The following is a 12,754-nucleotide window of genomic DNA, read 5'->3' as shown; positions in this document are numbered from 1 at the left end:
TTATATATGGGCGCTATGATGGCTATTATTATGCTCGCCTTTATGACCAATATGTATAAAAAGACTAAGGTCAATCTAATGGTTTATGGGATTAGTGTCGTGCTATTTGCCTTTGGTTTATGGGGCGTTAGATCACAACAAACGGTCGATCAAGTGGATTGGATGCAGGCGATGATACCGCATCACTCGATTGCTATTTTGACCAGTTCGCGTGCTGATATCGAAGATCCACGTGTACGTCAGCTTGCTGATGACATTATCGAAGCACAAAAGCGTGAAATCGGTGAGATGCAAGCACTTATTGATGAGTTGGAATAATATATTATGATACCAATAAGTAAGCTCTTCTTTAAAAACTATTTACTATATCGCGTCTTTTAATTCTAACTATACCTACTCCTTACTTCAAAAATAACCTGTAAAACTGAAGTTCTACGAAGAAATAGATTAAGGTCGAATAAGTATGAAGCAAGATAGAACGACTCGCTATCAGAAGGATAGTTTGACATTATCAGGAACAGTTATGCTAGGTACCGGTGTCATGATCGGTGCTGGTATTTTCGCTCTGACCGGTCAGATGGCTCAGATGACGGGTTCGCTTTTCCCACTTGCTTTTCTAGCCGCCGCAATCGTTGTTTCTTTTAGTGCCTATTCTTATATCAAAATCTCTAACGCTTACCCGTCGGCTGGCGGTGTTGCAATGTACCTGCATCAGGCATACGGAGATCGTTTACCGACTGGATTTAATGCCCTGCTGATGTATTTCTCCATGGTTATAGCGCAGAGCTTTTTGGCCCGGACGTTCGGGTCATACACTATGCAGTTATTCGGTGGCGATGACAGCGGTCGCATGGTATCCATCCTTGGCGCCGCGCTTATTCTTGCTGCGTTCTTTATCAATTTACTTGGTAATCGTTGGATTCAGGGGGTTGCATCGGTTATCGGTATTATAAAAATTGTCGGTATTCTTATATTCGGGTTGGTTGGTATCTGGCTAGCTGATAGCTTTGCAGTTGATTCTTCTACATTAGATGACACTAATACTGTTGGTGACTTTCTTGGCGCAACGGCGCTAGGCATACTGGCATTTAAAGGCTTTACCACGATTACCAACAGTGGCTCGGAAGTAAAAAATCCTCATCGCAACGTCGGCCGTGCCATTGTAATATCAATCGCAATATGCGTAGTTATTTACACTCTAGTCGGTTTCGCGGTGTCTAGTAATCTATCTCTTGCCGAAATCATCGAAACTAAAGATTACTCCTTGGCTGCCGCCGCACGCCCAGCACTTGGCGACTATGGTCTATGGTTCACAGTTGCAATCGCAATGGTAGCTACCGCTGGCGGCCTCCTTGCTAGCATCTTCGCAGTCTCTCGTATGCTTGCTATGTTGACTGAGATGAAGCTGGTGCCTCATCGTCATTTGGGAATGCCGGGAAGCGTTCAAAAACATACGTTGGTCTATACTGTGGTGTTGGGTTTAGCTTTTACGACGTTATTTGACTTATCACGAATTGCAGCGCTTGGCATTGTTTTCTATCTAATTATGGATATCGCCATTCATTGGGGTGTTTTGCGATACCTTCGTCAGGATATAAAGGCGGTGATGTGGGTGCCTATAGTGGCCATACTTCTTGACCTGTTGGTTCTCGGCGGTTTTGTCTGGATTAAACTAAACTCAGATCCATTCGTACTTGGCGTAGCAGTCGTCACTATTGTAGTGATTGCTGTGGCTGAGCAGGTTTACCTGAAATCTTCAGCGAGGAAAAAAGCTATCGAAAAAGATACGCTTGCAGACCATCATTGACAGTAACATCAAAGAGTTTACAGAAAATTGTTTGGTTAAAAATTGCATAGATTTAAGCGTCTGCTTACTATCTTCAAGAATTGATTTCATGCAATACGATATTCATAAAGACAACAGGGAAAGTAAGCTATGAATGAGTCATTTAATCACGCTGGAACTTGGGGTCTCGCACTAATTGTTATTGTTCTGATTTCTTGGTTCTTTTACCGTTATTTCGCACCAAAGAACTGGCGTGAATGGGCGGGTGCTGGTGTAGTTCAGGCTTTCATTATTGCACTTTACGCAGAAATGTATGGCTTTCCGCTCACTATATATTTATTAGTACGGTTTTTTGGTTTGGACAGCCAATATGTCAGCGCTAGCTTATGGTCGACCCTTGTTGGTTTAGGTGAGACAGGCATGATGATCTCAATGCTACTCGGCTATGCTATTGCATTTTTAGGAGTCGGTCTTTTTGCTCAAGGTTGGCGCCAAGTCCACAAAGCACGAGGGGAAAATCGTTTAGTAACTGATGGACTCTATGCCTACGTACGTCATCCTCAGTACACCGGGTTGTTTATTGCACTGTTCGGTGAGGGTGTGGTGCATTGGCCAACTCTGTTTTCAATCGGTCTGTTTCCAGTGATTGTGCTTGTATACACATGGTTAGCTCGACGTGAGGAACGGCATATGTTTGAAGAGTTTGGTAAAGACTACCTTGCTTACAAACAGCAAGTGCCAATGTTTATTCCTCAATGGGGTCAATGGCGTCAACTTGCCGCCGCCGCACGAGTTAAAAAGTAATATCAATACAGGATAAAGCTTTAATTCATACAAATCCTTAGAGTTAGCATGGTTAGATACGATTGGTTATCTTGAGCTTGAACCACATCATACAATAGTGAGGATTACTAAGATGGTCAAATCAAACTTAACAACAAGTACTTTAAGGATTGCCCCTGTTGGCAATAGTGTATCGTTGTTTCTACTTATTAGTTATCTATTATGCATAGGGTTTGGTTTACTCGCACCCGAACAGATAGCGATGCACGAAGCTTGGGCACCTCTACTACCTGGCTTTGAGTGGTTAACATGGACAGGTTTTCTAATTGGACTTGTAGAATCATATCTTTACGGTTGGTATTTCGCCATCTTGTTCGTGCCACTATATCGTTGGTTCGCCAAAGTGCGCTAAAGATATTGATATATTAACAGTCAGTAAACCTCTTCGGTTCGAGTAAAAATTAATTGAAGAGTTGGAGTGATCACAGTTTAGACTGAGGAGAAATCATAATGAATGGGTCAATGCACGGCATGATGAATGGATCGATGCACGGTATGGGTTGGGGAGAATCTATTGTCTCCTTATTGTTTACAGTACTGGTTTTTGCGGTACTGATATTGACTATTATGGCCTTACTCAAATATTTGCGTAATAAAGATTAAGTTCCAATTGAAACTTAATTTTCGAGATATCTAGATTAGTAATTAGATGAATAGCAATTAAAGGTTGATGATTGTGCTTTAAAAGCTTTATTTATTGTCTTCAAGGAGTGATTTTATGAAACATATTGCCGATGAAAAATCTATCAAAGGTGGTCAGTACGATAAAGTGCCAGAAAACTATAGTGGTACGGTTTATATCTGCCCGATGCATCCTGAGGTTAGAGATACTGAGAAGAGCGATTGTCCGATATGCGGCATGTTTCTCAAACCTGAAGACGAGGTTGCTGAATCCAACAGTAATGAGGGCAGTCATGCGCATTGTCATAAAGCGGATGCTAATAATAGTAATGAGTTAAAGTCTGTCGAAGGCAATAAGTACGACAAGATACCAGAAAATTATAACGGCACGATTTATATTTGTCCTATGCATCCAGAAGTAAGAGATGTTGAAAAAAGTGACTGCCCAATATGTGGCATGTTTCTTAAACCTGAAGACGAAGTTGCTAAAGATGATAGTCACGCTAGCTGTCATGGAAAGGATACTGATAGTAGCGGAGTAAAATCTGTTAAAGGCGGTAAATACGATAAAGTACCTGCTGATTACGATGGCACGGTATATACCTGTCCTATGCATCCTGAAGTGAGAGACGTTAGAAATAGCGGTTGTCCGATATGTGGTATGGCGCTTGAGCCCGAAACGCTTACTATCGGTGAAGAGGACACCTCAGAGCTTGACGACATGACTCGTCGTTTTTGGATATGTACCGTGTTGACTGTACCGCTATTAATATATGTGATGAGCGGTATGTTTGACTTAAACGTAGTTAATTTTAGTCAGTATGGTATCTCTTCAAAGATCTTACAATGGGCTGAGTTAGTGCTCGCGACCCCTGTAGTGCTTTGGGGCGCCGCCCCGTTTTTCGTCCGTGGCTGGCAGTCTATAAAAAGCCGCAATCTAAATATGTTTACCTTGATTGCGATAGGCGTAGGCGCTGCTTATATTTTTAGTATTGTCGCGACCTTTTTCCCCGATATTTTCCCAGACAGTTTCAGAGATGCCTCTGGTCAAGTCGGAGTCTACTATGAAGCGGCAGCGGTCATTGTGACCTTGGTGCTACTGGGTCAAGTATTAGAGCTCAAAGCTAGAAGTCAAACTTCAGGTGCGATTAGAGCTTTGCTTGAGCTCGCACCACCAACCGCAAGACGTGTCGATGAAAACGGTGAAGAAGTCGAAGTCTCGCTTGATGAGGTCGTCACTGGCGATAAGCTACGGGTTAAACCAGGTGAGAAACTACCCGTAGATGGTACAGTGATCGATGGTAATAGTAATGTTGATGAATCAATGGTGACGGGTGAGCCAATCCCTGTATCAAAAGTAGCAGGAGATACAGTGACTGGTGGTACGGTAAATGGCACCGGAACGCTATTAGTCGAAGCGGTCAATGTTGGAGCAGATTCAGTATTATCTAAAATTGTACAAATGGTTGCTGAAGCCCAGCGTAGCCGCGCGCCTATCCAGCGCTTGGTAGATCAAGTGGCGGGTTGGTTCGTACCTATTGTTATTGTCAGCTCTATCATAACCTTTATTGTCTGGGCGATATTCGGCCCTGAGCCCGCTATGACCTATGCTTTGGTTAACGCGATTGCGGTACTGATTATTGCTTGTCCTTGTGCCCTTGGTCTAGCGACGCCGATGTCCATTATGGTTGGTACCGGCAAAGGCGCGCAAAACGGCGTCCTCATCAAAAATGCTGAAGCGTTAGAGAGTATGGAAAAAGTCGATACCATTGTCGTCGACAAGACCGGAACACTGACCGCTGGTAAGCCCGAGCTTACCGCAATTGATGCGCAGGTAGGTCAAAATGAAGACGAGTTCCTCGCATTGGTAGCCTCAGTAGAAAGCGCTAGCGAGCATCCTTTAGCAGAAGCTATCGTTAGAGCAGCTCAAGAAAGATCACTCATTATTCCTAAAGCTACTGACTTTAATTCGACTACTGGCGAAGGCGTACAAGCCGTGGTCGATGGTAAGAAAGTCGCTATTGGTAACTCTAAGCTTATGGAAAGCCTAAATAGTTTTGATAATGAGCTGTCCACTAAAGCTGATGTCCGTAGAAAAGACGGAGAAACGGTAATGTTTGTGGCTATAGACGGTAAAGCTGCTGGTATTATTTCAGTTGCTGACCCTATTAAACCAAGCACTAAAGAGGCTATTTCACTGCTTCATGACGCAGGTTTAAAAGTTGTGATGCTAACCGGTGACAACGAAAAAACCGCGCAGGCAGTCGCCAATAAACTAGGTATTGATGAAGTTCATGCGGATGTCTCACCAGAGGATAAAAACCGTATCGTCAAAGAAATGCAAGACAGCGGTAAATTGGTCGCTATGGCGGGTGATGGTATCAACGACGCACCAGCGCTAGCGCAAGCTAATGTTGGTATCGCTATGGGAACCGGTACCGATGTGGCGATGGAGAGTGCGGGCATTACCCTGCTAAAAGGTGATTTAATGGGCATTGCCAAAGCTTATAAGCTTAGCCACGCCACCATGCGCAATATCAGACAGAATCTGTTTTTTGCCTTTATCTACAATGCACTTGGTGTTCCTATTGCCGCAGGTGTGCTCTATCCCATATTTGGGCTTCTGCTCAGTCCGATGATAGCAGCGGCAGCGATGAGCTTGTCGTCATTCTCGGTGATTGCTAACGCGCTGCGATTGCGCCGTTTGAAACTATAATTCTGGTACGGTAAAAAGTGTTCTAAAGCACACTGACACATACTGGTCTAAACAAGATCACAAAATATAAGGATACCGTTATGGGCAGCTTTTCTATTACACATTGGCTGATTTTATTGGTCGTAGTGGTGGTCGTATTTGGTACTGCCAAGCTTAAAAATGCAGGTAAAGATTTAGGCGGTGCGGTGAAGGGTTTTAAAGAAGCGGTCAAAGATGAAGAACCCGAGAATGCTCGCAAAAATCATGTGCTTAGCCATGAAAATAGTACGCCAGCTGCAAGTAATGATTTAAATACGCGTGTAGGTAATCAGGCTGATGATATGGAAATCAGCCCTATTTCCACTGATGACCAGCCTAAAGTATGAAGCGCGCCGCTTATAAATAGCGGCACTAAGTAGTCTATTAATATATGTGACTGTTATGTTTGATATTGGGTTTTCCGAATTACTCTTGTTTGGCGTCATTGCTTTAATCGTATTGGGCCCAGAAAAACTGCCGCAAGCCGCACGTACCGCTGGGCAATGGTATGCCAAACTGCGCCGTACAGTATCCACTCTACAATCTGAAATAGAAGCTGAGCTTGATCTAGCTGAGACACGAAAACAGATGCAAGATGAGCTGGCAAAGATTCGTCAGACCGAGTCGGATATGAAGCGCGAATTAGCAGAAATGCGTGGCAGTATGCAAAAGTTTGAGCAGTCACAGAACCAAAGCCTAGACGCTTCACATCAGTCAATCACCCCTTATGATAAAGACCATCAACAGAATACTACCTCTTCTTCAGCTATAGAGAAGGGGGATAAATGAGCTTATTTAAGCGCCAAAAAAGTCGCCAAAGAAAGTTAGCAAATACAGATGCTAAGGCGTCAGATGCTACCCATAATGTTGAGACTGATAATGTGCTGAATGTGCTTAGCGACATGCCTATTACTGAGCATTTGATTGAATTACGCAAGCATCTCATCAAAATATGCGTAGCCGTTTTGATCGTCTTCTTAGCATTGGTAGGGTTTTCGCGTGAGCTCTACAATCTTTTATCAGACCCTCTGGTTGCGCAGCTGCCTGCGAATTCGACTATGATTGCTACTGATATTACCTCGAACTTTATGGCACCTATTCGCTTGACGATTTTCGTTGCTGCCTTTGTAGTGATGCCGTATATTCTGTATCAAATTTGGTCATTTATAGCGCCTGGATTATATAAAAAAGAGAAAAAAATCACTATTCCAGTGCTGATATCTTCGATATTCCTATTTTATTCTGGTGTCGCTTTTGCCTACTTTGTGGTACTCAAAGGCGTATTGAAGTTCTTTATTTTATTCGCTCCGCAAAACGTTATACCTATGACCGATATCGACAGTTATCTGAGCTTTGCGCTAAAGTTATTTATGGTATTTGGACTCACTTTTGAGATTCCAGTGGTTACTTTATTATTGATAATGGTCGGTATCATATCCACTCAGAGTCTAGAGAGTAAGCGCCGATATATCATCGTCGGTTGTTTTGCTGTGTCAGCGGTAGTCACACCGCCCGATGGGGTGTCAATGCTATTGCTCGCGATTCCAATGTGGCTACTGTTCGAGTTAGGTTTGTTTTTAGCGAAAGTACTCATTAAAGAAGAGCGTAAAACCGTATAACCTTGCAAAGTAGCTAATTTATAAACTAGATATATTGCAAATTAAGTATCTTGCAAAATGACTATTTCGTAAAGTAACTATAAAAACAACCTTATCTTAAACATTTAAGACACTTTTTTTATTTTGGCTGTCCCCTAAACCCTATCAGTACATTCAACTTAGTAATGAGATTTAAATGGAATCCCTAATTAATAATAAAAACAAAACGAATGATAATCTGGCAAATCAGCTTAATCAAGAGTGCTATTGCCGTACTTTAGATCGTAAAGCGCTTAATAACAGCCTGCAAGATCAATTAGTAAACACAAGAGATAATCCACTAGGAGCCAATGAGCTTAATAAGCTGTTTTCAGCGACACCGGTGTTCGTCCCTAAGACAGAGATAGAAGCAATGGTGCGAATCATCGCAGCTATTGAGTCGACTGCTAGACTACCGTCATATCAACAGCAAGTACTGTCGTGGGCACCCAATATCGCGGCTTTCGATCCGGGGCCAATAGGGGCCTTTATGGGTTATGACTTTCACTTAGGGAGCGATGACCCCAAGCTTATTGAGATCAATACCAATGCTGGAGGCGCATTTTTAAACGTAGCACTTGCCCGCGCACAAAAACACTGCTGTCGCCCCTCAGAGCAAAGTGTTGCTACTACTAAAATGCTTGATGGGTTTGAAGAAGCGGTCGCTAATATGTTCATACAAGAATGGCAGCGACAATCGGCAACTAGCATGCCCAATCGCATTGCTATTGTGGATAATGAGCCCAAAAGCCAGTTCATGTATTTGGAGTTTCAGCTGGCCTGCCAACTACTTCAAGCTAAAGGCATTGATACCGTTATACTCGATCCGTCTGAGCTTAACTATGCTGATGGTGTACTGACAGCTCATAGCAAGCCCATTGATATGATCTATAATCGGTTAGTCGATTTCGCCTTTGAAAACCCCAACCACGCCGTGCTTAAAAGTGCCTATTTAGAGGGTGCGGTAGTAGTAACCCCCAATCCGCATGCCCATGCTATATTCGCTAATAAGCGCAACCTGACTTTACTATCCGATACGCAAACTTTGCAGTCGTGGGGACTAGGTGATGATGATGCAGAATATCTAAAAAAGTCAGTACCAACTACCAGAATGGTTACAAAAGAGGATGCAGCAGAATTATGGCGTACTCGGAGACAATTGTTTTTTAAGCCAGTAGCTGGTTATGGTAGTAAGGGCGTTTACCGTGGCAGCAAGATTACCCGCCGCGTATTCGAGACTATTTTAGATGAAAGCTATATTGCGCAGACCTTTATCCCTGCTACAGAGCGATCAATAAAGATTGATGATGTGGTGACGACTAGAAAGGTAGATATACGTCTTTATACCTATGCAGGACAGCTGCTACTAACTGCTGGGCGTATCTATCAAGGCCAAGCGACTAACTTTCGCACACCAGGGGGTGGCTTTGCGCCTGTTTTTCAAGTCTGAACATAGCATGAACATGTAGCTTTGGCTTCTTAAGTAACGTTTACTAGTTTAATTATTCTGCATACCAACTTATCAATAAAACATCATGCTGAATTGGAAAGATGATGATCCAAACCGTTATCCACTACTTCCTGCATTTTGGCATGCCGTTGATTATTGCCTATACTTTTTTTCGTGATGATTACAAACGAGTATATTTGATTCTTTTAGCAACCATGCTGGTAGATTTAGATCACTTGCTAGCAACACCTGTTTTCTTACCTGATCGCTGTAGTATTAATTTTCATCCATTACATACTTACTATGCAATGGCAGTTTATGCGGCTATGCTATTTCTACCAAAGCCCTATAGAATAATTGGTCTAGGATTGTTACTACATATGCTGACTGATTCAAATGACTGCGTAATGACCTATCTGAATAGACTCTAGTGCTTATGCGTAGTCGTTAGCTATAGTGAAAAAATTATACAGGATTAGTTAAAATAAATAGGGTAATCTTCCTTTAATGTCGTTCCTTCCTCAAAAAGGATAAAAAGTGATTCTGGCAATTATAATGGCAGCGATTCTAATCGCTGTCTGCACAGCAATACATTATGGCGTATTAAAATTCTCGTCACAGTTTGTGACGCCGTCGCGCCATCCGGGACACTGCCTTGGGGTCGCAGTTGCCTCAATCGTGCTGGCTCATATCCTTGAGGCACTGCTTTATGCGACTGGCTTTTGGGTTGCTGTGCATAACTTTCAGGTTGGTGACCTCGTCTCGTCCTCATCCAACGGCAGTGCCTCCCTTACCTTTATGGACTACTTTTACTTCTCGCTAGTTAACTACACAACGCTTGGGCGAGGTGACCTCATGCCTAACGGACATCTTCGATTTATGACCGCGATGGAGGCCTTCCATGGTTTCCTACTGATTACAATGTCCGGAACCTTTGTGCTGCAGATCATGAATGGTAAAAAACCCCTTGCAAATTAGCTAAAGACTATTTAGCTAAAGACTATTTAGCTAAAGACTATCTCGACTATGTGTAGCATAGGGCTGCATAAACCTATGTCAGGATACTAACGTTATTCTGGCATAAGAAAAATAGTTCAAGTTGTTATAAGGAATAAAGCTATGAATCCAAACAATAATAACTACCATCAGGACATTCATCAGTCTGATACTTCTAATAAAACATTAAATACTAATGACAACTGGATTGAGAAAATATGGGCGTGGGCAGATGAGTTTGAGCTCAAGCATTCTGAAATTCCTCGTAATAAAGAATCACTGTTAGCCCTAAAAAAGCTAGAGATCTTAGAGCCTGAACATGATGAGCAACACTCAAAAGACGTCTATAGAATAGCCTATCTACCCGATGAGCTTACCAACCTTACAAATCTAGTAGATATAACTATCAGTGGCATATGTTCAAGTCATTTACTGCCCAATATCGGTAAGCTCACTAATCTAACCAAACTGTCTATTAGTCACTCTAAACTTGTCGCATTACCTGAGAGCATCGGGCAACTGAGTTATCTTACTGAACTCTTTATTGATCAAAGTGAACTCGAAGCGCTACCTGATAGTATTGGACAACTTCATAACCTTACTAAGATGTTCATTGGTCGCTGTCAGATTCAAACCCCAATATCAGACACGCCACCTGAGTATTTGTTGTAAGGCTGTAATTCCCTCTAAGCTATATGATAAAAGGCGTAAAAGCAATTTATTGTGTAGGACTATTTTAACTGCTTGTTTCTTTATTCTATTAAAGTTAATAATGCAATACCCTAAAAATCGCCGATATCCTCACCTAAGAAGCAGATCGTATCTAATTTATAATAATGAATAAAGGTTTAAAATTGAGTCGAAATATATGTAATGTACATTCATATTGCTCATAAAATGATAAGCGATGTTAAGTGAATCGCCTGGACAATATGAAAGTGTATTTTACCTGAGCAGCCAGCAACGCCTAACCAATTAAGATTGTTATGATATTGCTTTTTAAACTCAAAAGATAATATATAGCCAATTGTAATACTCTGTCTATCATGACTGCAGAGTTTCAGGTACGCACCAGCCTTAGAGTCAACGGTTTGAAAGTTGACCACGTAGAAAGATAATCAGCTCATTTGCTACACGTATTCAAGGTTTCAATCTATAACGCAATTTGAATAATGTGGAAAAGACCTAGTGGTTTATTGATAAAGCGTTATACCAGGGTATAATGACAAACAATTTTAGGGCCATTAACTTACAAAGATGATTGACACAACTTCTTCATTATTCAATGAGAGCTTATAGTTATGACTACAAAAGAAAATCAACAAAAATTTGGCTTTAAATTCGGGCAAAATGGTGCACATTCAGCCCGCACTATGATGTTCTCGGAGCTGACACAACTATTTGAGGGACAACCAGTAAATGCAAAACCTGACGATTATCGTGATGATATTGAGCAGGCTAACGTTTTACATAAACCTACCAGTAAGTCGCGCACCTTGACTTGGCGACATCTCGTCGATTTGTATGGCATGGATACAGAAATTACACTTTTTCGAATCTTCCGACAATTATGGGAGAGTGATGCTAGCGCACGCCCTTTACTGGCGTGTCAGATGGCATTGACGCGTGATCCTATATTAGAGATGTCCAAAGCCAAAATATTATCTCTGCAGTTAGGTGAACACTTGCCAAGAGAAGATATGGAACAGGCTATTAGTGATCAGTATCCTGACAGGTTCAGTGCAGCGTCGCTCAAATCTCTAGCGCAAAATGTTAACGGCACATGGACAAACGCAGGTTATTTGCACGGACGGAACAAAAAGCATCGAGCTGAGCCTGACGTGAGGCCGGTTAATGTGGCATTTGCTCTATTACTCGGCTATCTACAGGGAGCGACCGGAAATCGGCTGTTTAATACCGAATGGACTAAAATCCTGGGTTGTCGTCAGGAACGTTTGGTCGAGCTGACAAGGCAGGCAAGCTACAGTGGTTTAATTGATTTCAAGCACTCTAGTGAGGTGATGGAAGTGACATTTCCTAACTATTTAAATGAGGAAGAGGAGTCATGGATATATGAGTAATCGATTGAATCGCCTGATTCAAAGCTATTCTAGTTATATTAGTATTCCCTGGATGAGAGGATTGGCAGATGAGCAGCGTGTACTGTTTGCCGTCTACCACAAAGAAGATGAACTAAAGCTACGAGCGCGTACTGAAGAGTTCCGTTTGGCGACTGAAAGCGCAGGACATACTTGGTTAGAGTTGGATATAACGCGCCTGTTTCCTCAATGGATGGCAGAACAAAAATACCGTGAAGACTATTTTGAAGATCCAGAGTTTTTGAAGTCTAAGTATAAGGTATTTACTCGACAGTCTGTGGAGCTGTTAGCAGAGCGTATTCAAAATGAAGCTGATGAAGACACCCTGGTGGCTCTAGTAGGGTGTGGCACATTATTTGGCTTAGCTTCCGTATCGGACTTTGTAAAGCAATTAGCTCTTCATGTACCAGGTCGCTTACTGGTATTGTTTCCAGGAGAGTATATTGATAACACCTATCGATTGCTAGATGCTCGCGATGGCTGGGGTTATCAGGCCACAGCGATTACAGCAGAAAACTAATATATATTAATAATATACCTACCTGTCTTACTTTAGATCAGCGTAATGTTTGCAATGGAGCTTGAAGA

15 protein-coding genes are annotated in these 12,754 nt (G+C 42.2%); all 15 read left to right on the top strand.

What is annotated here, in order from left to right:
- A partial coding sequence (locus ACS8FC_RS12610) for a DUF305 domain-containing protein (protein WP_439297047.1) occupies nucleotides 1-318 on the top strand: 318 nt, incomplete at its 5' end.
- Nucleotides 319-463: 145 nt separating this feature from the next.
- A complete protein-coding gene (locus ACS8FC_RS12605) occupies nucleotides 464-1,807 on the top strand; it encodes an APC family permease (protein WP_068037337.1) in 1,344 nt (447 codons plus the stop codon).
- A 129-nt stretch (nucleotides 1,808-1,936) separates the two neighbouring features.
- Nucleotides 1,937-2,590 (top strand): methyltransferase family protein, encoded by a 654-nt coding sequence (locus ACS8FC_RS12600; protein WP_068037334.1) that lies wholly within the window; start codon nucleotides 1,937-1,939, stop codon nucleotides 2,588-2,590.
- A gap of 112 nt (nucleotides 2,591-2,702) precedes the next feature.
- On the top strand, nucleotides 2,703-2,981 hold the full coding sequence (locus ACS8FC_RS12595) for a DUF5676 family membrane protein (RefSeq protein WP_025645689.1): 279 nt from the start codon (nucleotides 2,703-2,705) through the stop codon (nucleotides 2,979-2,981).
- A gap of 98 nt (nucleotides 2,982-3,079) precedes the next feature.
- Nucleotides 3,080-3,232: a hypothetical protein gene (locus tag ACS8FC_RS12590; RefSeq protein ID WP_286708072.1), complete on the top strand. Its 153-nt coding sequence runs from the start codon at nucleotides 3,080-3,082 to the stop codon at nucleotides 3,230-3,232.
- 115 nt (nucleotides 3,233-3,347) lie between these two features.
- Complete coding sequence (locus ACS8FC_RS12585) at nucleotides 3,348-5,966, top strand: copper-transporting P-type ATPase (protein ID WP_439297046.1); 2,619 nt, start codon at nucleotides 3,348-3,350, stop codon at nucleotides 5,964-5,966.
- Between the two features lie 80 nt (nucleotides 5,967-6,046).
- Nucleotides 6,047-6,331, top strand: a complete 285-nt coding sequence (gene tatA / locus ACS8FC_RS12580; protein ID WP_011959992.1) for a Sec-independent protein translocase subunit TatA — start codon at nucleotides 6,047-6,049, stop codon at nucleotides 6,329-6,331.
- 55 nt (nucleotides 6,332-6,386) lie between these two features.
- Nucleotides 6,387-6,773, top strand: a complete 387-nt coding sequence (gene tatB, locus ACS8FC_RS12575; RefSeq protein ID WP_439261622.1) for a Sec-independent protein translocase protein TatB — start codon at nucleotides 6,387-6,389, stop codon at nucleotides 6,771-6,773.
- Entirely contained in the window at nucleotides 6,770-7,603 is an 834-nt protein-coding gene (gene tatC, locus ACS8FC_RS12570) for a twin-arginine translocase subunit TatC (protein WP_025645697.1), read from the top strand. Before tatB ends, tatC begins: the two co-directional genes overlap by 4 nt.
- 175 nt (nucleotides 7,604-7,778) lie before the next feature.
- The gene (locus ACS8FC_RS12565) at nucleotides 7,779-9,071 is read left to right on the top strand and encodes an ATP-grasp domain-containing protein (protein WP_071001775.1); all 1,293 of its coding nucleotides are present in this window, start codon (nucleotides 7,779-7,781) and stop codon (nucleotides 9,069-9,071) included.
- 101 nt (nucleotides 9,072-9,172) lie between these two features.
- Nucleotides 9,173-9,502: a DUF6122 family protein gene (locus ACS8FC_RS12560; protein WP_226945081.1), complete on the top strand. Its 330-nt coding sequence runs from the start codon at nucleotides 9,173-9,175 to the stop codon at nucleotides 9,500-9,502.
- 124 nt (nucleotides 9,503-9,626) lie between these two features.
- Complete coding sequence (locus tag ACS8FC_RS12555) at nucleotides 9,627-10,049, top strand: ion channel (protein WP_201611663.1); 423 nt, start codon at nucleotides 9,627-9,629, stop codon at nucleotides 10,047-10,049.
- A 141-nt stretch (nucleotides 10,050-10,190) separates the two neighbouring features.
- The gene (locus ACS8FC_RS12550; protein ID WP_439297045.1) at nucleotides 10,191-10,739 is read left to right on the top strand and encodes a leucine-rich repeat domain-containing protein; all 549 of its coding nucleotides are present in this window, start codon (nucleotides 10,191-10,193) and stop codon (nucleotides 10,737-10,739) included.
- A gap of 701 nt (nucleotides 10,740-11,440) precedes the next feature.
- The gene (locus tag ACS8FC_RS12545) at nucleotides 11,441-12,148 is read left to right on the top strand and encodes a hypothetical protein (RefSeq protein ID WP_238038932.1); all 708 of its coding nucleotides are present in this window, start codon (nucleotides 11,441-11,443) and stop codon (nucleotides 12,146-12,148) included.
- On the top strand, nucleotides 12,141-12,686 hold the full coding sequence (locus ACS8FC_RS12540) for a hypothetical protein (RefSeq protein ID WP_439297044.1): 546 nt from the start codon (nucleotides 12,141-12,143) through the stop codon (nucleotides 12,684-12,686). The genes ACS8FC_RS12545 and ACS8FC_RS12540 overlap by 8 nt, the downstream gene beginning before the upstream one ends.
- The last annotated feature ends 68 nt before the right edge of the window (nucleotides 12,687-12,754 follow it).

Source organism: Psychrobacter sp. 1Y4 (genome assembly GCF_051847555.1).
This window is presented reverse-complemented; position numbering and strand designations above follow the sequence as displayed.